Here is a 21,075-nt window from a genome sequence, read left to right on the forward strand (position 1 = left end):
GCGTTGCCTACCTCTGCGCGCGCCGATAGTGTGACGGGGATTTAATTCACCGACCGATCGGTCTAACCTCTGGTGTCCTGCTTGGCGGTGGGCGACCGCTCAGCACGAGGAGGGATGTTGAGTGGACTGGCGAACCGAGGCCGACGTGTTGATCGTGGGTGCCGGTACTACAGGCCTTTACCAGCTCTACCGTGCCAGAGCCGAGGGCTTTTCCGCGGTGCTGCTCGAGGCGGGCCTCGGCGTCGGCGGGATCTGGTACTGGAACAACTCCTTCGAGGCGCGCTTCGAGGCGGAGAGCAGTGTCCGCGGACACCTCTTCTCGGCAGAGCTGGGAGCCGCGTGGCAGCGGCCCGGGGAGGGCGCCGGACAGCCGGTCATCGAGGGCTATCTCAACCATCTGGTCGACCGGCAGGACCTGCGCCCGCACATCCGGTTGGGGGCCACGGTGGGTTCGGCCGTGTACGACGATCCGACCGGGACCTGGTCGGTGCTGACCGGTGACGCCGTCGAGTACCGGGCACGCTTCCTGGTCGCCGCCACCGGGGCCCTCCCGGCACCCGGCCGTCTCTGCACGGGCGGCCGCCGGCAGGCCGGGGCCGGACACCGGAAGGGCCGGGACACCGGGCGTGGCGTCCGGGTCGCCCGCCAGGAGTCAACTGCCTCGCATGTACCGGAGAACCGCTCGTCCGCGTTCAGCGACAGCGGTGTCTGCGCGGGGGGCCTCATCGTGGCCGGGGACGACGCGTTCAGCGGCGGCACACTGAAGCGGCTCGGGGTGCGTGGCCGGGACGGCCTCAGACTGGCGGGCTACTGGGCGGACGGCCCGCGGAGCTATCTCGGTGTCATGACCGCGGGTTTCCCGAACTTCTTCTTCCCCGGCGGCCCGCACTGCGTCCCCGACAACCCTCGTCACCCCGGCGATCAGGTGGACTTCATCACCGGTGCCCTCGTGCGGGCCCGCGATCACGGGTGTGATGTCGTCGAGGTGGGGCTCGCGGCCGAGGAGGAGTGGACGGACCTGATGGCCGGGGCGCCGTTCCCGTGGCGGCCGCACCCGTTGCCGGGATCGCCGCTGGGAGGGCCGGCCGGCGAGACCATGGGTGACGCGTACGGGGCGTTCATCTTCTCCGAAGCCGGGCGGGCGGCCTGATGCGGGGCCTTCGCGTTGCCGCGCGCATCGTGGCGTGAGCGGCGGGATCCGGCCGACGGACCCGCATGGCCGTACGCACTCGCACGCCGGTGCCCCGGGATCCGTTTCCCGGGGCACCGGCGTGGTCGTGGCGGCGAGCAGGTGTCACGCGTCGGCCGAGATGCCCGCCTTCGACAGGTCGAAGGTGTTGAAGTCGTTCTCCCGGACCTCCTGGATCAGCTCCTGGAGCTTCCACCGCCCGGTGGGGTTCAGCAGCTGGCTGACCGCCTTGCCGGGGATGTTGGCCCCGTAGAAGTAGCTGGCCTTCTGGAAGATCGACATGTTGTCGCTGTTGTTCATGAGATCGGTCCACTCCTGCTCCGCGGCGGCCTTGACCTCGATCACGCCGTAGCCTTGCTGGTACGCGTGCAGCAGGGCCTCGTGCGCGAAGTCCACCTGGTCGCCGGCGTAGCGCGGGTTGTTGCCGAGTGCGCCGTGCGGGCCGCCGGGGAAGAAGAAGTTGGGGAACCCGGCCGCGGCGATCCCCAGGTAGGTGCGCGGGCCGTTCGCCCAGTGCTCCTCCAGCGCCAGACCCTGCCTGCCACGCACCCCCAGGCGGTTGAGCGCGCCGGTACCGAAGTCGTAGCCCGTGCCCCAGATGACGATGTCGAACTCACGCAGGCCCGTCGAGGTCTCGATGCCCGTCGCGGTGAACCGGACGATGGGCTCCTCGGGAAGGGAGACGAGCGAGACGGTCGGCTTGTTGTACGCCTCGAAGTAGCCGGTGCCGAACGGAGGGCGCCGGGCGCCGTAGCCGCCGTCGGTGGGGATCAGCTTCTCCGCCGTCGCGGGGTCCTTCACGATGCCGCGGATCTTCCCGGCCATGAAGTCGCACCACTCGGCGTTCACCGTGGGATTGAACGTCATGTCGCGGTAGTGCTCGGTCAGCTTCGTGAAACCGGGGCTGTTCCAGACCTTCTCGTAGAACTCCTGGCGCTCCGCGGGGCTGACGTCCGCGCCCATGACCGGGTTCATGGCGTGCAGGAACCCGCTGGGAGAGGTGCTGAGGGTGTCCCGGATCCGCTCGTAGTCCGCCTTGAGCCCGGCCTGCTCCTCGGCCGTGATCGGCCTGTTGTTGAGCGGTGTGACCCAGTCCGCCTTCATCTGGAAGACGGTCAGGGAGGCCACCTCGTCGGCGATGGCCGGCACGATCTGGACGCCGCTGGAGCCGGTCCCGACGAGCGCCACCCGCTTGCCGGTGAAGTCGATCGGCTTCTTGGGCCAGCGGCTGGTGTGGTGCTGCTCGCCCCTGAAGTCCTCCCGGCCCGCGATGCCGGGGATGAAGGGGACCGAGAGGTTTCCGGTGGCCGCGACGAGGAATCGCGCCCGGAGCGTGGTGCCGTTCTCCGCCGTCACCGTCCAGGTGCCGGACGGCTCGTCGAAGACGGCCGAGGTCACCTTGGCGTTGACGGCGATGTCGCGCCGCAGGCCGAACCGGTCGACCACGTGGTTGAAGTACCGCTCGATCTCCGGCTGTCCGGCGTACTGCTCCGACCACTCCCACTCCTCCCACAGTTCCTTGGAGAAGAGGTAGCCGTAGGTGTAGCTCTCGGAGTCGAAGCGTGCCTCGGGATACCGGTTCCAGTACCACACACCGCCGACACCGCTGCCGGCCTCCAGCAGCTTCGCCGAGAGGCCCGCCTCGCGAGCCCGGTACAGCTGGTAGATGCCGGTGACACCCGCGCCGATGACCACGACGTCCAGCAGGTCGGCCGGATCGGCCTGACCTCCGGGTGCCGCGGCCGTTGTCTTCGTCGTCTTGCTCATCTGCCCTCCACAGTGCACAGGGGGCTGCTCCGCCCGCGTGAGCCCGAGTTTGTTATTTCGACCGATCGATCGAAGATTGAGGTGAGAGTAGAGCAGGGCCCTGGCTCGATCAATGGCCGTGCCGTGGGGAGATGCCTGCGGGGCGGTGGTCGACCCTCTGAATGTCCGCCGCGAACTCCTTCGCGGCCTGGCGACAGGCGATTCCTGTCCTGGTCGTTGATTATACCGACCGATTGGACTAACTTTCAGGGCGCGGGGAGGACACAGTGTCGTGCCAACAGGAGTCGCCCATGACGGCCAAGAATGCCGAAGAGCCGACCGATCTGCGCGGTGCCGGGCTCAAGGCCATGCGAGACGCGCTGCCCGGGGTGTTCCCCGACGGGGACATCGACCTGCGGGACGGGCGCCTCGGGGAGGAACTGGTCGAGATCGGCCTGACCAGCGTATGGGGATCCCTGTGGGCCCGTGAGGGGCTCGGTCCGCGTGACCGCAGCCTGGTCACCCTGGGAATCCTCATCGCGCTCGGCGCGGAGACCGAACTGCGGACCCACTTCCGGATCGGCGTCACCAACGGTCTGACCCGGGACGAGATCGCCGAGGTCATCTACCACGCCAGTGGTTACGCGGGTTTCCCGGCCGCGACGGCGGCCCGGAACGCCGCACGGGAGGCCCTCCCCGACTGACGGGGGCGGTGCTCCATGGGGCGCCGGACGAATGTACGGGGCGCACAGTCGGCCGGGCGGCGGGGTCTGTCGGAGGCCTGCCGCGCGGTGTCACACGAGCGAGGAGCAGGGGTATGTCATTGCAGGGAAAGGTCGCCGTCGTCACCGGCGGCGCCCGGGGTATCGGCCAGGCGGTCGCGACGGTGCTGGCGGCGCAGGGTGCGAAGGTCGCGGTGTGGGATCTGGATCTCGGCGGGGCCGAGAAGACCGTCACCGCGATCCAGGAGGCGGGCGGAACGGCGATCGCCGTAGGAGGGGATGCGGCCGAGGCCGCCGCCGTGGCCGCGGCGGCGGGCCGGACCCGGGCGGAGCTGGGGCCCGTCACGATCCTCGTCAACAACGCGGGGATCACGGCCTACCAGCCGTTCACCGGCATCACCGAGGACGCCTGGGACCGCATGATCGGGATCAATCTCAAGGGGCCGTTCCTGGTCACCAAGGAACTGGTGCCCGACATGCTGGAGGCGGGCTGGGGCCGCGTCGTCAACATCTCGTCCTCGTCCGCACAGACCGGTGCCCCGGCCATGGCGCACTACGCGGCCTCCAAGGGCGGGGTCATCGGCCTCACCCGGGCGCTGGCCATCGAGTTCGCGGACAAGGGCATCACCGTCAACCACGTGCCCCCGGGCTTCATCGACACCCCCCTGGTACGCCAAGGACCGATCGACGTGGACGCGGTCGCGCAGACGATGCCGATGAAGCGGGCCGGCCGGCCCGAGGACGTCGCCTACGCGGTCGCCTATCTGGCCTCCGAAGAAGCCGGATACGTCACGGGGCAGACCCTCAGCACCAACGGCGGACGCTATCTCGCGTGACATCCCACTCTGCCGCTTTATTATTTAGACCGTCTGGTCTATTTTGAGGGAACGTATGAAGCAACATCGGAGTCAGCTATGAGGATCGAGTACGGCGTCCAGGTCGCCGGGGTGAGCGCATGACCGCCCCCGGACGGATCCTGGTGGTGGGCGCGTCGGCGTCCGGGCTCACCACGGTGGAGTCGCTGCGACGCAAGGGGTACACCGGCGAGATCGCCGTGATCGGCGACGAGCCGCACGCGCCGTACGACAGGCCGCCCCTGTCCAAGCAGGTCCTCTCCGGTGCGTGGGAACCGCAGCGGGCGACGCTGCGCACGGAGGAGGTCCTTTCCGGTCTCGCCGCCGACTTCGTCCTCGGCGACGAGGCGGTCGCGCTGGACCCGGCGGCCCGGACCGTGCGCACCGCGTCCGGACGGGAGCTGTCCGCGGACGCGGTCGTCCTCGCCACCGGCGTCCGGCCTCGTACCCTGCCCGGCCAGCAGGGCCTGGCGGGCGTGTACGTGCTGCGCGGTCTTGACGACGCACTCGCCCTGAAGGCAGAGCTGCGCCCCGGCGCGCGGCTGGTCGTGGTCGGCGAGGGCGTGCTCGGATCGGAGATCGCGGCCACCGCGCGCACGCTGGGGCTGGAGGTCACCCTCACCGGTCCGCTGTCCGCGCCGATGGCCCTGCAAGTGGGCCCGATGGTGGCCGGTCTGCTGGCGGAACTCCATCAGGAGCACGGCGTACGACTGCGGTTGGGGGCCGGGGTCGCGGGGCTGAGCGGCCGGGACGGGCGGGTCACCGGGGTGGAACTGAGCACCGGGGAGACCCTTACGGCGGACGTGGTCGTCGTCGCCATCGGGGCGTCGCCGGCGACCGACTGGCTGGCGGACAGCGGCCTGACCCTGGACAACGGCGTCGTGTGCGACTCCCGCTGCCGTGCGGCGGACGGGATCTACGCGGTCGGTGACGTGGCCCGGTTCCGCCATGAGGGCTATGGCCGCCTGATGCGTCTGGAAAACCGTACGAACGCCACGGAACAGGCCGCGGCCGTCGCCGGCGTCGTGCTCGGCGAGGACCGGCCGTATGCGCCCGTGCCCTACTTCTGGACCGACCAGTTCGAGGCGAAACTCCAGGTCCACGGGCTGCTGCCCGCGGGCGCCGACGTGGAGGTCGTCGAAGGCGATGTCGCTGCCCGCCGGTTCGTCCTCCGGTACTCCAGCGAGGGCGCGGTGACCGGCGTGCTGGGCTGGAACATGCCCAAGCAGACGCGCCTGCGCCGCCAGGAGGTCGTCGACGCCCTGCACACCCCCGTCTCCACCCCCTGACACGAATGGGAGAGGTTTCATGAAGGTCCTCATCGACGAGGAGAAGTGCGTCGCCGCCGGACAGTGCGTGAACGCTTCCCCGGACGTCTTCGACCAGCGTGAGGAGGACGGCATCGTCGTCCTGCTGAACGAGAACCCGTCGGCGGAGCTGGCGGACGACGTCCGTAACGCGGCTGCGGTGTGCCCCGCACTCGCCATCCGCATAGCGGAGTAGCCGGCCGTGGCGGCCCGGAAGCCCCGGGAGACCCGGAAGACAGGCATGGCGGGACAGCGCAGTACGACAGGAGTCACCCATGAGTGAGTTCAGCTTCGAAGGTCGCGTGGCCGTCGTCACCGGTGCGGGGCGGGGCATCGGGCGAGCCCATGCCCGTCTGCTCGCCGAACGGGGAGCGAAGGTCGTCGTCAACGACCTCGGCGGATCGATGGAGGGCGAGGGGACCGACGCCGGTCCGGCGCAGAAAGCGGCCGACTCGATCGTCGCGGCCGGCGGCCAGGCCGTCGCCGACACCAACGACGTCTCCACCGAGGCGGGCGGCAAGGCGATCATCGACTCCGCGCTGGACGCCTTCGGCCGTATCGACATCGTCATCAACAACGCCGGCATCATCAGGTGGGCCGGTCTGCCCGAGGTCGACCTCGACAACCTCGAACGTCATCTCGCCGTTCACCTGCTCGGTTCGTTCAACACCATGAAGGCCGCCTGGCCGCACTTCGTCGAGCAGGGGTACGGCCGCGTCGTTCTGACGACGTCGGCCGGTCTCTTCGGCCTCGACAACAACCTGTCGTACGCGGCGGCCAAGGGCGGCGTGGTCGGTCTGGCCCGCAGCGCGCGGCTGGCCGGCGAACCGCACGGCATCAAGGTGAACGTGGTCGCGCCGGCCGCGCTGACCCGCATGGGCGGCATCGAGGACGAGGCCGCGGCCGAGGCCGCCGCCCAGCAGGCGGGCATGCCCTCGGAGGCGGTGTCGCCGATCGTCGCCTATCTCGCCCACGAGGCCTGCCCGGTCAACGGCGAGATCTACGCGGCGGGGGCCAGCCGCTTCGCGCGCTTCTTCATCGGGTCCACGCCCGGCTATGTGCACGAGGACGGTCCGGCCACGATCGAGGACGTCGTGAAGAACTGGGACGTGATCAACGACGAGAAGGACTACTACGTGCCCGGGGACCTGATGGCGTGGACCGGCGCCTTCCTCGGGCACCAGTTCAGCGAGAAGCCGGGCGGCGCGTCCTCGTAGACGCCCGCCCGACCGGCGGCGGACGCGAGCCGGGGCATCCGGCTCAGGCGTCCCCGCTGGGCTTCGGTCCGGCCAGGTCACGGCCGATGATCTCCTTCATGATCTCGGTCGTGCCGCCGACGAGTGTCTGCACCCGTGCGTCGGCGTACGCCCGTGAGATCCGGTACTCGTCCATGTAGCCGTAACCACCGTGCAGTTGGAGGCAGGCGGCGACCACCCGGTTCTGGAGTTCCGTGGCCCACCACTTGGCCTTGGCCCCGGTCACGGCGTCGAGTGTCCCCTCGTTGAGGTCGAGGATGCAGCGCTCCAGATAGCCGCGGGTCACCTCGACCTCCGTGGTCAGTTCGGCCAGCCGGAACCGGGTGTTCTGGAGGTCGACGAGCCGCCGCCCGAACACCCGGCGCTCCCGCGTGTACGCCACCGTCCAGCGCACGGCCGCCTCTGCCGCCACCACCGCACGCCAGGCGATCGAGAGCCGCTCCAGGGGAAGTTGGGCGGTGAGCTGGCCGAAGCCTGCCCCCTCCTCGCCCAGCAGGGCCTCGGGGGGCAGCCGCAGGTCGTCGAAGTACAGCTCGGCGGTGTCCTGGGCGTGCAGGCCCAACTTCTTGAGCTTGCGCCCCCGTTGGAATCCCGGTGCGGTGGACGGAACGAGGAACAGGGAGAGCCGGGAGCGGCCGGCCGCCTCCCCGGTCCGGGCGGCCACGATCACCAGGTCGGAACTGGAACCGCTGGTGATGAACGTCTTGGCGCCGTTGAGGACCCATTCCGCCCCCTCGCGTCGGGCGGTGGTGCGTATCCCGCGCAGATCGCTGCCGCCGCCCGGCTCGGTCATGGCGATCGAGGCGACCACCTCGCCCGCCGCCATGCCGGGCAGCCACCGCTCCCGCTGCTCGTCGGTCCCGAACCTGACCAGGTACGAGGCGACGATGTCCTCGTTGATCGAGAAGCCGGATGCCAGGGCGGCCGCCCCGACCTCGGCCAGCTCCTCCTGGATCACGCACCGGAAACGGTAGTCGTCGGCGCCCGCCCCGCCGAACCGCTCGGGTATGCGCAGTCCCAGCACACCCGCGGCGGCCGCCGCCTTCCAGACGGAGCGGTCGATGAGACGTGCCTCCTCCCACTCCTCCAGATGCGGCGTCACCGAGCGCTCCACCAGGCTGCGCACGGTCCGGCGGAACGCGGTGTGGTCGTCCTCGTAGAAGCTGTACGGCATCGTCCGCTCCCAGGTCATTATCTAAAATCGTTAACTGATATACCCTATGGCGCGGGAGTCATCATAGGAGGACCGATGTCAGCGGTTCCACCCCTGGGCGATCTGCGGGTCCTGGAGTTCCTGGGCCTGGGGCCCGGACCGTTCGCGGGCATGCTGCTCGCCGATCTGGGGGCCGACGTACTGGCCGTCACCAGGCCGCGCACCGCCAGGCCCGCGCTGGCGGAGAACCGGCCCGTCATCGAACTCGACGTCAAGTCGGCCGAGGGCCGCCGGCAGGCGCTGCGGCTCGCCGAGCGGTGCGACGTCCTGATCGAGGGCTTTCGCCCAGGCGTCATGGAACGGCTCGGGCTGGGGCCGGAGGACGTACGAAAGGCCAACCCGCGGCTGGTCTACGCCCGCATGACCGGCTGGGGACAGCACGGCCCGCTGGCGCCGACCGCGGGGCACGACATCAACTACATAGCGATCACTGGTGCGTTGCACCATGCCGCCCGGTGCGGCGAGGTACCCGTCCCGACCGCCAACCTGCTGGGGGACTTCGGCGCGGGCGGCATGTATCTGGTGATGTCCGTCCTGGCCGCGCTCCGCGAACGCGGCCGCACCGGGGCGGGGCAGGTGCTCGACGTGGCCATCGTGGACGGAACGACCTACCTCACGACCATGCTGCACGAGTACCGGTCCAGGGGCACGTGGTCGGATGTCGCCGGCACCAACAGGCTGGACACCGGGGCGCCTTACTACGACGCCTACCCGTGCGCCGACGGCGGGCACGTCGCGATCGGTGCCCTGGAGGCGCCGTTCTTCGCGGCACTCGTGGAGCTGCTGGGCCTCGACCCCGTGTGGACCGGGATCCGTGAGGACCCGGCCAACTGGCCCGAACTGCGGCGGGAGATCGAGCGGGCCGTGCGTCGGCGCACCCGGGACGAATGGGCGGCGGCGGCCGAGAAGACGGACGCCTGTCTGAGCCCCGTGCTGAATCTTGCGGAGGCCGCCGGGCATCCGCACCTTCGCGCCAGAAACGCGCTGGTGCCCGCGCCGGGCGGCCGGACGGGATGGCGGCCGACGCTGGGCGGCCGGCGGTTCGCGCGTGCGCCGTCGGCGTCGTCGGTGGAGGACACGCTCGCACGGTGGCGGGCGGACGAACCCGGGGGCGGCCCGGCGCGCTGACCGGCCCCGCGAGCCCGACCGGGTCTACACGCGGAACCTGCGATGTGGGAGCGAGGAGAGATGACGGCACGTCAGGCAGTGATCGTGGACGCGGTGCGCACTCCCATCGGGAAGCGCAACGGGGCGCTGAGCGAGGTGCATCCCGTCGACCTCTCGGCGGTGGTGCTGCGTGCGCTCGTCGAGCGCAGCGAGATCCCGCCGGAGTACATCGACGACGTGATGTGGGGGTGCGTCACACAACTGGGCGACCAGTCCAGCAACATCGCCCGGTTCACGACCCTCGCGGCCGGCTGGCCCGAGAGCATTCCGGGCGTCACCTTCAACCGGGCCTGCGGCTCCAGCCAGCAGGCCGTCGAATCGGCGGTGCACGCTGTCGTCGCGGGAGCCTACGACTGGGTGATCGCGGGGGGCGTCGAGTCCATGTCGCGCGTCCCGCTCGGAGCCGCCCGGCAGACCGGCCTGCCCTACGGGCGGACCGTGCTGGACCGCTACCGGACGGACCGGCTGGAACAGGGCACCGGGGCCGAGCTGATCGCCCGCAAGTGGGGACTGGACCGGCACCGGCTCGACGAGTACGCCTCGCGTTCGCACGCGCTGGCCGCCGCCGCCGTCGACGCGGAGGTCTTCGACGAGCAACTGGTCACCGTGGACGCGGCACCGGATCTGAAGCAGGACGAGGGGCTGCGCCGGGGCACGTCACCCGAGACCCTGGCGAGGCTCAAGCCGTCGTTCCAGGAGGACGGGGTCATCCACGCGGGCAACGCCTCCCAGATCTCCGACGGAGCCGCCGCACTGCTCATCACGACCGCCGAGCTGGCCCGCCGGCACGGACTGCGCCCGCTGGCGACGATCCGCGCGGGCGCGGTCGTCGGGGACGACCCGGTGATGATGCTGACGGCGCCCATCCCCGCCACCCACAAGGTGCTGCAGCGGGCCGGCCTGTCGATCGGGGACATCGGTGCCTTCGAGGTCAACGAGGCCTTCGCGCCGGTACCGCTCGCCTGGCAGAGCGAGGTGAAGGCCGATCCGGACCGGGTCAACCCGCTCGGCGGGGCCATCGCGGTGGGACATCCCCTCGGTGCGTCCGGTGCCGTCCTCGCCACCCGGCTGCTGCACCACATGCGCCGCCACGGCATCCGGTTCGGCCTCCAGACCATGTGCGAGGGCGGCGGCACCGCCAACGCCACCGTCTTCGAACTGGCCGACTGACATGACCGCAACGCGGACACCGGAGGAGACGGCAGTGAGCGTGACCCCCGAGCAGCGGCGGCAGGACCTGGCCGTGCTGCAGGAGCGCTGGTACCGGGAGGGCCACTACTCCTCGCGCACCATGGCCGATGCCCTGGAGGACGCCGGCCGCCGGGTGCCCGGGACGCGGTTCGTGTTCGCCTCGGAGACGGAGACGACCACGGTCACGCTGGCAGACGTACTCGCGCTGGGCAGGCGTGCGGCGGCCGGGTTGCGCCGGCTCGGGGTGCGGCCCGGTGACGTGGTCGCCGTACAGGTCCCCAACCGGCTGGAGCTGCTGGTGTCGTACTTCGGCACCTGGCTGGCCGGCGCGGTCGTGCTCCCCATCACCCACATCTACGACTCCGCCGAGGTCGGGGTCATCCTGCGCGACGCCCGGGCGAAGGTGCTGGTCCTGCCCGACGCATGGCGCTCCATCGACTTCGTCGACCGCCTGGCCCGCCTCGACGCGGGGCCCGCCCTCGAACAGGTCGTCATGATCGGCGACCGGATGGCACCGGACGCGGTCCCCTGGGGCACCCTGCTCGCCGAGACGGAGGGTGCGCCGGCGCGCGTGGAGGTGGCCGCCGACGACGTGTGCGCGGTGATCTACACCTCGGGGACGACCGGTACGCCCAAGGGCGTGCAGCACACCCACAACACCCTGCTGCACGAGCTGCGCAAGGGCGACCTGATGAACGAGGCCGGTCCGGACGACACCCGCCTCATCCCCTGGCCCTCCGGCCATGTCGCTGGGCTGCTGGCCGCGTGCAGCGGGATCGTCGGGGGCACCGGTACGGTGCACATGGACCGGTGGCACGAACGCCGGGCCGTCGAACTCGTCGAACAGTTCCGGTGCACCATCACCAGCGGCACCCCCCTGCACGTGGAGGCGCTGATGAGGGCGGCCGAGGAGCACGGCCGGGACATCTCCAGCCTGCGGTTCGTCCAGATCGGTGCCGCCAACGTCCCGCCCACGCTGGTCGCCAAGGCCGACGACGCGGGCATCGTGGTGGCCCGCGCCTACGGCAGCACCGAGCACCCGCGGTGTGCGACCTCCCCGCTGGACGCCTCGGTGCGCCAACGGTCCCTGACGGACGGCCTGGTGCGCTTCGGCGACGAGGTGCGGATCGTCGACGACGAACTGCGTCCGCTGCCGGTGGGAGAGGCGGGTGAGGTGGTGACCCGCGGTCCCAGCCTGTTCGTCGGCTACCGCGACCGCGCGTACGACGCTGCGGCGTTCCTGCCCGCCGGCTGGTTCCGCACCGGCGACGTGGGACGGCTCGACGAGGACGGCCACCTGACCATCACCGACCGCATCAAGGACATCATCATCCGCGGCGGGGAGAACATCGCCTCCAAGGAGGTCGAGGACATCCTCACCACCCATCCGCGGGTCCGGCACGCCGCCGTGGTCGCCGAACCCGACCCGCGATACGGCGAGCGCGTGGCCGCCTTCGTGGTCCTCGACGGCGGCACACTCGATGTCGAGGAGGTGCGCGAGCTGTTCGCCCGGCACCGGGTGGCACCCCAGAAGACGCCCGAGCGCATCGTGGTCGTCCCCGATCTCCCGCGGGCCCCGTCGGGGAAGGTCCGCAAGTTCGAGCTGCGCGACCGGCTGCGGCGGGCGGGGGCGACGGAGCAGTCCGCCGAGGAGGCCCGCGCCTGACCGTCCCTACCCCGTGCCTGAACGCCCCGTAACCCGTACCGCCGCGATCCGGGGCCGGTCCATGCCCCGGCCCCGGCGGAACAAGAGAGGCTCCTCATGGACGTGGGACTGCTGATGAGCTATTCGGGCGGCTTCGCCGAAGCCGCCCGGCGGCTGGGCGACTTCGAGGCGGCCGGAGTCGACTCGGTGCTGCTGCCCGAGGCGTACACCTTCGACTCGGTGAGCCAGCTGGGCCACCTCGCCGCCCGCACCGAGCGGATGCGCCTGGCGACCAGCATCCTCAACGTGTACTCCCGCACCCCCGCGCTCCTCGCGATGACCGCGGCCGGACTCGACTTCGTGTCGGAAGGACGGTTCGAGCTGGGCATCGGCGCGTCCGGCCCCCAGGTGGTCGAAGGGTTCCACGGGCTGCCCCACACATCCCCGCTGACCCGGATCCGGGAGGTGGTCGAGATCTGCCGGACCGTCTGGCGGCGCGAGCCCCTGCGGCACGAGGGCCGGGTCTTCCAGCTGCCGCTCACCGCCGAGCGCGGGGGTACGGGCCGGGGCGGCCGCGCTCTGAGGCTCGTCAACCATCCCGTCCGGCCGGACATCCCGATCGTCCTGGCGGCCCTTGGGCCCAAGAGCGTGGAACTGGCGGCCGAGCTGTGCGAGGGGTGGCAGCCCACGCTGTACCTTCCGGAGGCGGCCAAGGAGGTCTTCGGTCCCTCCCTGGAGGCCGGGCGGGCCCGGCGCCGGGCCGGGCTGCCGCCGCTCCGAATCGTCGCCGACGTCAAGGTCCTCGTCAGCGACGACGCGGAGGAACTCGCGGCCGGACGGCAGCGGGTCCGCGAGTACATCGCCCTGTACGTCGGCGGCATGGGAGTCCGGGGCCGGAACTTCTACAACGCCCTCGTCGCGCGGTACGGCTTCGAAGGGCCGGCGGCGGAGATCGAGGAGTTGTACCAGGGCGGCCGCAAGGACGAGGCGGCCGCCGCGGTCCCCGGGGAACTGGTCGACGCGGTGGCCCTGGTGGGACCGCGCGGACTGGTCGCGGACCGGGTCGCGGCGTTCCGCGACAGCGGGGTCACGGGGCTGAACGCCGCGCCGATCGCGGTCACCCACGAGCGGCGGGTCGAGGACATGGAACTGCTCAAGCGGCTTGCCGGGTGACCGCCGTGCGTTCCAGGTGGGCGAGTACCCGCTGGTGATGGTGGGCGGCGGTGCCGTGGACCAGCGAGTCCACCGTCGCCCGCCGCAGATACAGGTGCAGGTCGTGTTCCCAGGTGAAGCCGATGCCGCCATGGCACTGCAGGGCCTCCCCGGCGACATCGGGGAGGCGGTCGCTCGCGAAGGCCTTGGCCACGGCGGCCGCCATGGGAGCGTCGTCGTGGCCCGCGTCGAAGGCCAGAGCCGCGTAGTAGGTGGCGGCCCGCAGGCCCCGCAGGGTGATCAGCATGTCGGCCGCCTTGTGCTTGACGACCTGGAAGCTGCCCAGCGGACGTCCGAACTGCTCGCGCACGGTGACATGAGCGACCGTCATCTCCAGCAGCCGCTGCCCCACGCCCAGCGCGTCCGCGGCGGTGAGGACCGTCATCGCGTCCACCGCCCGGGTCGCGTCGCCTGGGCGGTCGGACAGCACCTGCCCTGCCGGCACGGTCACGTCGTCGAAGACGACGTCGTACCAGGAACGGGTCAGATCCAGGGTGGTGCGCCGCTCCGTACGGGCGGCGGCCGTCGGGACCAGGAGGACGTACGGCTCGTCCCCGGTGAGCGTCACCAGCAGCCAGTCGGTGCAGGCGGCGGCGTGCACGGCCGTGGCCCGGCCCGTCAGGACGAGGCCCCGCCCCTCCCGGCGTGCGGTCAGGCAACCGTGGTGCACGAACCCCGCCTTCAGCCGCCCTTCGCCAAGGTCCGTGGCGGCCCGTACGGCGAGGTCGCTCAGGTCGGGGCCGCCCCAGGCGGCGGACATGGATGCCAGGGCCGTCTCCACGAACGGGCCCGGTGCCGCGGCGCGTCCCAGTTCCTCGGCCACCAGGCAGAGCTCCGCCAGCCCCTGCGCCGCGCCTCCCTGGGCTTCGGGAGTCGCGAGGCCCGTCCAGCCCATACGGGCGCCCCTGTTCCACAGCTTCTCGTCGACGTCCAGGCCCGCGTCGAGGACCGACCGGACGAGGTGCGGAGGGCAGTACGAGGTGAGCAGATCCCGCGACGCCTCGCGCAGTGCGGCCTGTTCCTCGGAGAGTTCGAAGTCCACCATCGACCGGCCCTTCCATGGTCGTACCGGTTACGGATCACTAGCCTCTCATTGAGTGTAATGATTAAGCTATCTGGCGTGCCAGCTTCCGGAGGACCCCAGGGCCGCGAACCCGGCGGGCGAGAGGAACGATGATGTCGGACCAGGAGATCAGCGCCGATGAGCCCGAGTACGAGACCGTGCTGTTCGAGGTGGCGGAACACGTCGCCACGGTGACCCTCAACCGACCGCACAAGCTCAACGCGTTCAACCAGACCATGGTGGACGAGTTCCGGGACGTCTGGGAACGCGTGCGCACCGAGGACGCCGTCCACGTGGTGGTCCTGCGCGCCGCCGGCGAACGCGCCTTCTGCACGGGCACCGACGTCGAGGACCGGATCCATCTCGCCGGGAACGTCTGGAGCCAGGAGGACCCGGGGCGGGGGCTGAGTCCCAAGCAGAACCGGGTGTGGAAGCCGGTCGTCGCCGCCGTGCACGGCATGGTCGCCGGCGGTGCCTTCTACTGGCTCAACGACTGCGACATCGTCATCGGTGCGGACGACGCCACCTTCTTCGACCCGCATGTGAGTTACGGCATGACATCGGCCCTGGAGCCCATCGGGCTGGCCCGGCGCATCCCCCTGGGCGAGGCGCTGCGGTGGGCACTGCTCGGGCTGGACGAGCGGATGTCGGCCGCGCGGGCGCGTGAGATCGGTCTGGTGTCCGAGCTGGTGCCCTACCCGGAACTGTGGGGCCGGGCAGACGAACTGGCGCGCACCATCGCGGCCAAGCCGCCCGCGGCCGTGCAGGGAACCGTCCGGGCCATCTGGGAGACGCACGGCCTGGACCGCGAGGCGGCCCAGGCACTCGGCTGGCACTACACGACGATCGGCAATCCCCTCGGCAAGCCGCAGGTCGCGCGCGAGACCTTCGTCAAACCCAGGTGGACCCTGCGCTGACCCGGACCTTGCCCCGTCAGCCGGCGAACCGCGCGATCTCCGCGTCCAGCAGGTCGCCGAGGGTGTCCGCCGGGGGATTCGGCAGGCGCACCGGGGCCTGACGGGTCGGCAGCAGAACGACGGCCCGTCCCGGTGTCGAGACCTCCCCGCGCTGGTTGTGGCAGGCCACCTCGATGTGCACCTCGTTGCCGACGTCGGTCCGCACCTTGTCCACCACGACTCCGCGCACCCATGTGGTGTCCCCGACGTAGTTGAACCTGCGGTGCTCGCAGCGGAGCCTGAACAGCCAGCCGTCGTCGCCCATCCAGTCCGTCAGCGCGTGCGTCAGCCACGTCTCGCGCATGCCGCCGTAGTCGTAGCTCATCGGGATGCCCAGCTCCCGCGCGCGCTCCGGCTCCCAGTGCAGCCGCTGCACCGTGTCCGGGATGTTCCGGGCGTTGGGCGGGTACAGCCCGGGAGCCTTGCGCCGTACCCGCCGGGCGACCGCGAAGGCCCCCGGCGGCGTCAGCTGCATGCCCCACCCCACGTGCCAGACGACCACGTCGGTCACGGTGAGCGGCCCCTTGACCCGGGGCTGGAGCTCGTCGCCGACGTGTACGTCCTCGAAGTAGCGGGTGTTCGCCCCGCGCCGCTCCTCGGCGTCGTAGGCGGCGTCGATCTCGGCGAGTTGCCCGGCGGTGTAGGGGGGAAACTCCAGGCCCTCTTTTCCGTCGGCTCGATTCCTGGTGGTGTGCCGTTCGGTGTGGATCCAGGTGCCGCGCTGGAGGGCGACCACCTGGCCCGCGCCGTCGGCGAACAGGAAGTCGTTGGTGACATGGGCGGCCCTGCCCCCGAAGGAACTCGGCTTGACCTGGACGCCGACCTGGGCCCGCAGGCAGGAGCAGCGGTCGCCGAGACGGAGCGGCCGGTAGTACTCGAACTCCATGACCGCCTGGTAGGCGCCGAGTCCGGCGAACGGGTCACCCTTGAGGATCGCCTTGGCCCGGTCGTCCGGTTCGACGGCGTTCTCGCCCATGGTGTAGAGGAAGTTCGGCGGTGCGATCGTGCCCTCCCACCGGGTGGCCGGGCCGTGTGCGGGGTCGCACCACAGGGGATTGTCGTCGCCGTACCCGAGCGCGAAGTGACGGATTCCGTCGGTGCTCACCTCCAGGTTGTGCGGTGGCAGGCGGCGCTGGGGGACACCGATGCGGCGGCGTGAGCGCTCCACGGCATCGTCGGTGAGGAGGCCGTAGTCCGGCCGGTCCGTCAACGTGGTCACCATCTCTCCTTGTTCGGTGGGCGGGCGGTTGCCGGGCGAGCGGATGGACCGGCCCTAGCCGCGGTCGAGGAACGTTCCTCCGGCGGTGAAGAGCTTCTGGAGCCGGGGTCGGTCGACCTTGAGCGAGGGGGTCCGCGGCAGCTGGTCCAGAATCCGTAGATCCACCGGCATCTGATAGCGCGTCAGTCGGCTGGCCAGATGGTCGAGCAGGTCCTGCCTGCTGGCCTGTGCGCACAAGGTGACCGCCACGACCGGTACTTCACCCAGACGTTCGTCCGGCAGCCCGACGGCGGTGGCGTCACTCACGGCGGGATGCTGGTGCAGTGCGTCCTCGATCACACTCGGCGGAATCTTGAAGCCGCCCCGGTTGATGGCGTCGTCCGCGCGGCCGTGGATGAACAGGAAGCCGTCCTCGTCCAGCGAGGCCAGGTCGTTCGTGCGCAGCCAGCCCCCGTCGGCGACGGGCAGTTGGGGACCGCGGACCTCCAGGAGTCCGATGCCGCCCGGTGTCTGGACGTCCTGTGTCGTACGGTCGACCACACGCAGTTCGATGCCGCGGTGCGCGCGGCCCACGCTGCCGCGCTTCGTTCCCGCCCACTGGCGGTGGTCGGCGAGCGACCAGCCCGCGATGGCGCCGGCGAACTCGGTGGCGCCGTAGGTGGCGAGGACCGGCACGCCGTACCGCGCCTCGAACTCCTCGGCCAGTTCAGGCGGCAGGGGTGCCGTGCCGGAGCCGATCGCCCGCACGCTGCTGAAGGTGTCGGCGGGGAGATCCGCGCGTAGTACCATGCGGATCGCGGTGGGCGGCAGGCGAAGTTGGCGCGGCCGGTGCCGGCATACCAACCGGGCCCACTCCTCGACCTGGAACCGCTCCATCAGGGCGACGGACCGGCCGTCGACGGCATGGGCGATCGCGAAGTACAGCCCGCTGATGTGGGCGAGCGAGGACCACAGGATGACGCATCCCCGGCGCAGACGCGGACCGGTGCTGTCGTCGAGCATGGTGCCGGCGGCCTGGAAGGCGGCGGTCAGCTGCGGATAGGTGAGCGAGACACGCTTGGGCTTGCCGGTCGTGCCGCTGGTCATCATCACCACGGCCACGTCATCCGCGGGCAGCCGGGGCGGCGCGGGTGTCCAGGAGTCCGGCCGGAGTCGCAGGCCTGTTTGCCGGCGGGCGATCAGGGGGACGGCGCCGATGTCCTCGGCGGCTTCCCGGACGGCGTCCCGGGCCCAGTCCTCCTCGTCGGCGATGACGACGTCCGGGCGCAGCGAGCGGATGTCGTCGCCGAGACCGGTCTCGCCCACATGGGGGCTGAGGGTGACGACCTGTCGGCCGGTGGCGATCACCGCCAGCAGCGCGGCCAGTTGGGCCGGCCTGTTGCGCAGCACGAGGCCGACCCGTCGAGCGGAGGGGTGGCTGCTCAGGAGAGTGTCCAGATCACGGGTGGCGTCGGCGAGGTACGACCACGGAAGGCTCGACTCCGCGAAGGTCAGTGCCGTCGCGTTCGGGTCGATGCCCATCACGTGACGGAGCCAGTTCGAGAGCAGGGGCAAGGTGCGCCCGGCGGGATGCGAGCGGGCCTGTTTCGTCATGGCGCCCTTCTACGGGGAGGCAGACGTTTAAGCTAAATTAGTTACTTGATTCTATCGGTACTGTCCAGGTGAGGCCAATGGGCGGCCCGCATCGGTGCATTGAAAGCGCTCCTGAAACAGACAAATCTTTTATTTGACATGCCTGATTGTTGGGGAGGATGCATGCAGGAGGACACATGCAGCTAGACGCCATCACCGCACTCGTCACCGGCGGTGCCTCCGGCCTCGGAGCCGCGACCGCGGCGGCGTTCGCCGAGGCGGGAGCGAAAGTGGTCATCACCGACCTGCCCGGCTCGGCCGGTGCCCGGACGGCTGCCGCGATGGGCGGCGGAGTCCGGTTCGTGCCCGCCGACATCACCGACGAGGACAGCCTGCGGGGCGCCCTCGAAGCGGCCCGGGAGACCGGCAACCTGCGAGCCGTCGTGCACTGCGCGGGCCGCGGCGGGGACCGGCTGCGCATCCTCGACAAGTCCGGCGCGCCCGCCGCGCTGGACAGTTACCGTCAGGTCCTGGAGGTCAACCTCGTCGGCAGCTACAACGTCCTGCGGCTGGCCGCGGCAGCCATGGCCGGCAACACCGTCGAGGACGGCGACCGCGGTGCCATCGTGCTGACCGCGTCGGCGGCGGCCTTCGAGGGACAGATCGGCCAGACCTCGTACGCCTCCTCCAAGGGCGGCGTGCACGCGATGACCCTGGTGGCGGCCCGGGACCTCGCGAGCTGGGCGATCCGGGTCAACACCATCGCGCCCGGGACCTTCGACACCCCGATGCTGGCAAGGCTGCGCGAGGACATCCGGCAGAGCATCGCCGAGACCATCCCGCACCCCAGGCGCCTCGGCCATGCCGCGGACTACGCCGACCTGGCACTGGCCATGGTGCGCAACCCCTACCTCAACGGCGAGACCGTCCGCCTCGACGGCGCCCTGCGCATGGGCCCGAGGTGAGCGCCGCCCCCGAGGTCCTGGTGGACGCACACGACCGGGTCCTCGTCATCACCGTCAACAGACCGGCGCAGAAGAACGCGATGACCCTGGCGGCCGCCCACCTCGTCGCCGAGGCAATCGACCGCCTGGACGACTCGCCTGACCTGTCCGTCGCCGTCCTGACCGGTGCCGGCGGGACCTTCTGCGCGGGCATGGACCTGAAACGGTTCGCGCTCGGCGAGCGTCCGGCGCTGCCGGGCCGTGGCTTCGGCGGGCTCGTCGAGGCACCCCCCGAGAAGCCGATCATCGCCGCGGTCGAGGGCTGGGCGCTCGGCGGCGGCTGCGAACTCGCCCTCGCCTGCGACCTGGTGGTGGCGGCGCAGGGGGCGCGCTTCGGGCTGCCCGAGGTCAGGCTCGGCCTGGTGGCACGGGGCGGCGGAATGATCAGGCTGCCGCAGCGGCTGCCGCGCTCCGTCGCGATGGAACTGCTGCTCACCGGCGACCCGATCGACGCCGAGCGGGCCGAGCGGCTGGGACTGGTCAACCGCGTCGTGCCCGAGGGACAGGCGCTGGAGGCGGCGATGCGGTTCGCCGGACGCGTCGCCGAGAACGCGCCCTTGGCTGTCCGGTGCGCCAAGGCCGTGGCGAGCGCTGCCCCCGGGTGGCCGCAGGACGAGGTGTGGCGCAGACAGGCCCCGTTCTCCGACGCCGTGTTCGCCTCGCAGGACGCAAAGGAAGGAGCACGGGCCTTCGTGGAGCGCAGGGAACCCAAGTGGACGGGCCGTTAGGCGCGCGTCGCCCGCCCGGCGGTCGCCCGCCCGGGGGGCCGTGCGCCGTACGTACGGCTGTCAGCGGATGGCCACGGGGTTCACCAGGCCGCCGGTGCTGCGCAGGAAGCGCTCGGGCGTCGCGTTCAGCAGGAAGGTGTGGCGGCGGTCCCGGGCACAGGCCGCCGCGAGGTCTTCGAGTACCCAGTTCTGTCCCTGGATCATGCCCATCATCACCAGACACAGGACGTGCACGGGCAGCATGACGTCCTCGACGTTCGACGGCAGCAGTTCCATGGGCATGTTGTCGATCGCGGCAGCAGCCGCACGGCGCTCGTGGAAGAAGAGGGGGGCGTCGTAGTCGAGCGCGGGTACCGGCCGGCGATAGCTCGGGACGTCCGCCGCCAGGAAGTGCGTCACCTGCCCGGTCCGGACCAGGACGATGTCGCCCTCCTCCACCGGTGTTCCCTGGGCCTCCTCGACGGCCTCCAGGACGGCGCGCGTCACCGGGAACCGGCCCGGAAGGACGCCGACGCCCTGGTGCCGGGCCACGTCCAGGAGGATGCCCCGCGAAACGACGGTGCCGGCCGCCTCGATGCCGAGCCGCGTGGCGCCGGAGGCGTCGATCGCGTCCGCCGGGATGCCGTTGTACATGACGCCGCGGTGACTGCAGTGCGACAGCGCGTCCCAGTGCGTCGCCGCCTGCGTGGGAGTCACCACGATGTCGTCGCTGTAGGCGACCGAGTCGGGGGAGTCCCCCATCAACGTGTTGATCGCGAGCATCGTCCGGACCGGATTGATACGCCCCGGGACTCCTGTGCCGTTCTGCGGGCCGTCCAGCGACAGCGACATGGCGAGCGAGAAGCTCTCGCCCGTCACCACCGAGGCCGTCGCCTGCCTCACCACTTCGGGGGTGATGAAGTTGAGCGTCCCCCGCTCGTCGTCCGCGCCCCACCGCTTCCAGTTGCTGACCTGCTCGGCCAAGGTGTCGAACTCGGCAACGCTCAGCACGGTTTCCGCCTCTCTTCGCTGTGACTCGCGTGCGTACGACG

19 protein-coding genes are annotated in these 21,075 nt (G+C 70.9%); 13 read left to right on the forward strand and 6 right to left on the reverse strand.

From position 1 onward, the window contains the following. Positions 1-121 precede the first annotated feature (121 nt). Entirely contained in the window at positions 122-1,150 is a 1,029-nt protein-coding gene (locus ACFWPS_RS35075; RefSeq protein WP_383712767.1) for a hypothetical protein, read from the forward strand. A gap of 144 nt (positions 1,151-1,294) precedes the next feature. Here ACFWPS_RS35075 and ACFWPS_RS35080 read toward each other — a convergent pair whose 3' ends face one another. Beyond that, positions 1,295-2,956 (reverse strand): flavin-containing monooxygenase, encoded by a 1,662-nt coding sequence (locus ACFWPS_RS35080; protein WP_383712769.1) that lies wholly within the window; start codon positions 2,954-2,956, stop codon positions 1,295-1,297. Between the two features lie 290 nt (positions 2,957-3,246). On the opposite strand from ACFWPS_RS35080, the gene ACFWPS_RS35085 reads away from it, so the two are divergent. The 5 genes from ACFWPS_RS35085 to ACFWPS_RS35105 all read left to right on the forward strand — a co-directional run bounded on the left by ACFWPS_RS35085 (position 3,247) and on the right by ACFWPS_RS35105 (position 7,035). Next, on the forward strand, positions 3,247-3,639 hold the full coding sequence (locus tag ACFWPS_RS35085) for a carboxymuconolactone decarboxylase family protein (RefSeq protein ID WP_383712772.1): 393 nt from the start codon (positions 3,247-3,249) through the stop codon (positions 3,637-3,639). A 113-nt stretch (positions 3,640-3,752) separates the two neighbouring features. After that, on the forward strand, positions 3,753-4,493 hold the full coding sequence (locus ACFWPS_RS35090; protein WP_383712774.1) for an SDR family NAD(P)-dependent oxidoreductase: 741 nt from the start codon (positions 3,753-3,755) through the stop codon (positions 4,491-4,493). A 119-nt stretch (positions 4,494-4,612) separates the two neighbouring features. Then, positions 4,613-5,800: an NAD(P)/FAD-dependent oxidoreductase gene (locus ACFWPS_RS35095; RefSeq protein ID WP_383712776.1), complete on the forward strand. Its 1,188-nt coding sequence runs from the start codon at positions 4,613-4,615 to the stop codon at positions 5,798-5,800. Positions 5,801-5,819: 19 nt separating this feature from the next. After that, the gene (locus tag ACFWPS_RS35100; protein WP_089103724.1) at positions 5,820-6,014 is read left to right on the forward strand and encodes a ferredoxin; all 195 of its coding nucleotides are present in this window, start codon (positions 5,820-5,822) and stop codon (positions 6,012-6,014) included. Positions 6,015-6,093: 79 nt separating this feature from the next. Continuing rightward, a complete protein-coding gene (locus ACFWPS_RS35105) occupies positions 6,094-7,035 on the forward strand; it encodes an SDR family NAD(P)-dependent oxidoreductase (RefSeq protein ID WP_217561213.1) in 942 nt (313 codons plus the stop codon). Between the two features lie 43 nt (positions 7,036-7,078). On the opposite strand, the gene ACFWPS_RS35110 is transcribed toward ACFWPS_RS35105, so the two are convergent. After that, positions 7,079-8,248 carry an acyl-CoA dehydrogenase family protein gene (locus ACFWPS_RS35110; protein ID WP_383712829.1) on the reverse strand — a complete coding sequence of 390 codons (1,170 nt, stop codon included), beginning with the start codon at positions 8,246-8,248 and terminating at the stop codon, positions 7,079-7,081. Between the two features lie 75 nt (positions 8,249-8,323). Here ACFWPS_RS35110 and ACFWPS_RS35115 point away from each other — a divergent pair, with 75 nt between their 5' ends. The 4 genes from ACFWPS_RS35115 (at position 8,324) to ACFWPS_RS35130 (ending at position 13,463) form a co-directional block, all read left to right on the forward strand. Next, a complete protein-coding gene (locus ACFWPS_RS35115; RefSeq protein ID WP_383712779.1) occupies positions 8,324-9,415 on the forward strand; it encodes a CaiB/BaiF CoA transferase family protein in 1,092 nt (363 codons plus the stop codon). A gap of 60 nt (positions 9,416-9,475) precedes the next feature. Beyond that, positions 9,476-10,624, forward strand: a complete 1,149-nt coding sequence (locus tag ACFWPS_RS35120; protein ID WP_383712781.1) for a thiolase family protein — start codon at positions 9,476-9,478, stop codon at positions 10,622-10,624. A gap of 34 nt (positions 10,625-10,658) precedes the next feature. After that, positions 10,659-12,311 carry an AMP-binding protein gene (locus ACFWPS_RS35125; RefSeq protein WP_383712784.1) on the forward strand — a complete coding sequence of 551 codons (1,653 nt, stop codon included), beginning with the start codon at positions 10,659-10,661 and terminating at the stop codon, positions 12,309-12,311. 96 nt (positions 12,312-12,407) lie between these two features. Beyond that, complete coding sequence (locus tag ACFWPS_RS35130; RefSeq protein ID WP_383712786.1) at positions 12,408-13,463, forward strand: LLM class F420-dependent oxidoreductase; 1,056 nt, start codon at positions 12,408-12,410, stop codon at positions 13,461-13,463. Here the strand turns inward: ACFWPS_RS35130 and ACFWPS_RS35135 are convergent. Further along, the gene (locus ACFWPS_RS35135) at positions 13,444-14,547 is read right to left on the reverse strand and encodes an acyl-CoA dehydrogenase family protein (RefSeq protein ID WP_383712788.1); all 1,104 of its coding nucleotides are present in this window, start codon (positions 14,545-14,547) and stop codon (positions 13,444-13,446) included. The two genes, ACFWPS_RS35130 and ACFWPS_RS35135, sit on opposite strands and share 20 nt — an antisense overlap. A gap of 131 nt (positions 14,548-14,678) precedes the next feature. On the opposite strand from ACFWPS_RS35135, the gene ACFWPS_RS35140 reads away from it, so the two are divergent. Further along, positions 14,679-15,482 carry an enoyl-CoA hydratase/isomerase family protein gene (locus ACFWPS_RS35140; RefSeq protein ID WP_383712790.1) on the forward strand — a complete coding sequence of 268 codons (804 nt, stop codon included), beginning with the start codon at positions 14,679-14,681 and terminating at the stop codon, positions 15,480-15,482. A 16-nt stretch (positions 15,483-15,498) separates the two neighbouring features. Here the strand turns inward: ACFWPS_RS35140 and ACFWPS_RS35145 are convergent, their stop codons facing one another. Further along, complete coding sequence (locus ACFWPS_RS35145; RefSeq protein ID WP_383712793.1) at positions 15,499-16,743, reverse strand: MaoC family dehydratase N-terminal domain-containing protein; 1,245 nt, start codon at positions 16,741-16,743, stop codon at positions 15,499-15,501. Positions 16,744-16,794: 51 nt separating this feature from the next. After that, on the reverse strand, positions 16,795-18,333 hold the full coding sequence (locus ACFWPS_RS35150; RefSeq protein ID WP_383712796.1) for a class I adenylate-forming enzyme family protein: 1,539 nt from the start codon (positions 18,331-18,333) through the stop codon (positions 16,795-16,797). 176 nt (positions 18,334-18,509) lie between these two features. Between ACFWPS_RS35150 and ACFWPS_RS35155 the strand changes: the two genes are divergently transcribed. Next, on the forward strand, positions 18,510-19,277 hold the full coding sequence (locus ACFWPS_RS35155) for an SDR family NAD(P)-dependent oxidoreductase (RefSeq protein ID WP_383712799.1): 768 nt from the start codon (positions 18,510-18,512) through the stop codon (positions 19,275-19,277). Next, the gene (locus ACFWPS_RS35160; RefSeq protein ID WP_383712802.1) at positions 19,274-20,044 is read left to right on the forward strand and encodes a crotonase/enoyl-CoA hydratase family protein; all 771 of its coding nucleotides are present in this window, start codon (positions 19,274-19,276) and stop codon (positions 20,042-20,044) included. The genes ACFWPS_RS35155 and ACFWPS_RS35160 overlap by 4 nt, the downstream gene beginning before the upstream one ends. Before the next feature lie 60 nt (positions 20,045-20,104). On the opposite strand, the gene ACFWPS_RS35165 is transcribed toward ACFWPS_RS35160, so the two are convergent. Then, positions 20,105-21,034 (reverse strand): cyclase family protein, encoded by a 930-nt coding sequence (locus ACFWPS_RS35165; RefSeq protein WP_383712805.1) that lies wholly within the window; start codon positions 21,032-21,034, stop codon positions 20,105-20,107. Positions 21,035-21,075: the final 41 nt, after the last annotated feature.

The organism is Streptomyces sp. NPDC058457, assembly GCF_042720695.1.
In the GTDB taxonomy this organism is placed as follows: domain Bacteria; phylum Actinomycetota; class Actinomycetes; order Streptomycetales; family Streptomycetaceae; genus Streptomyces.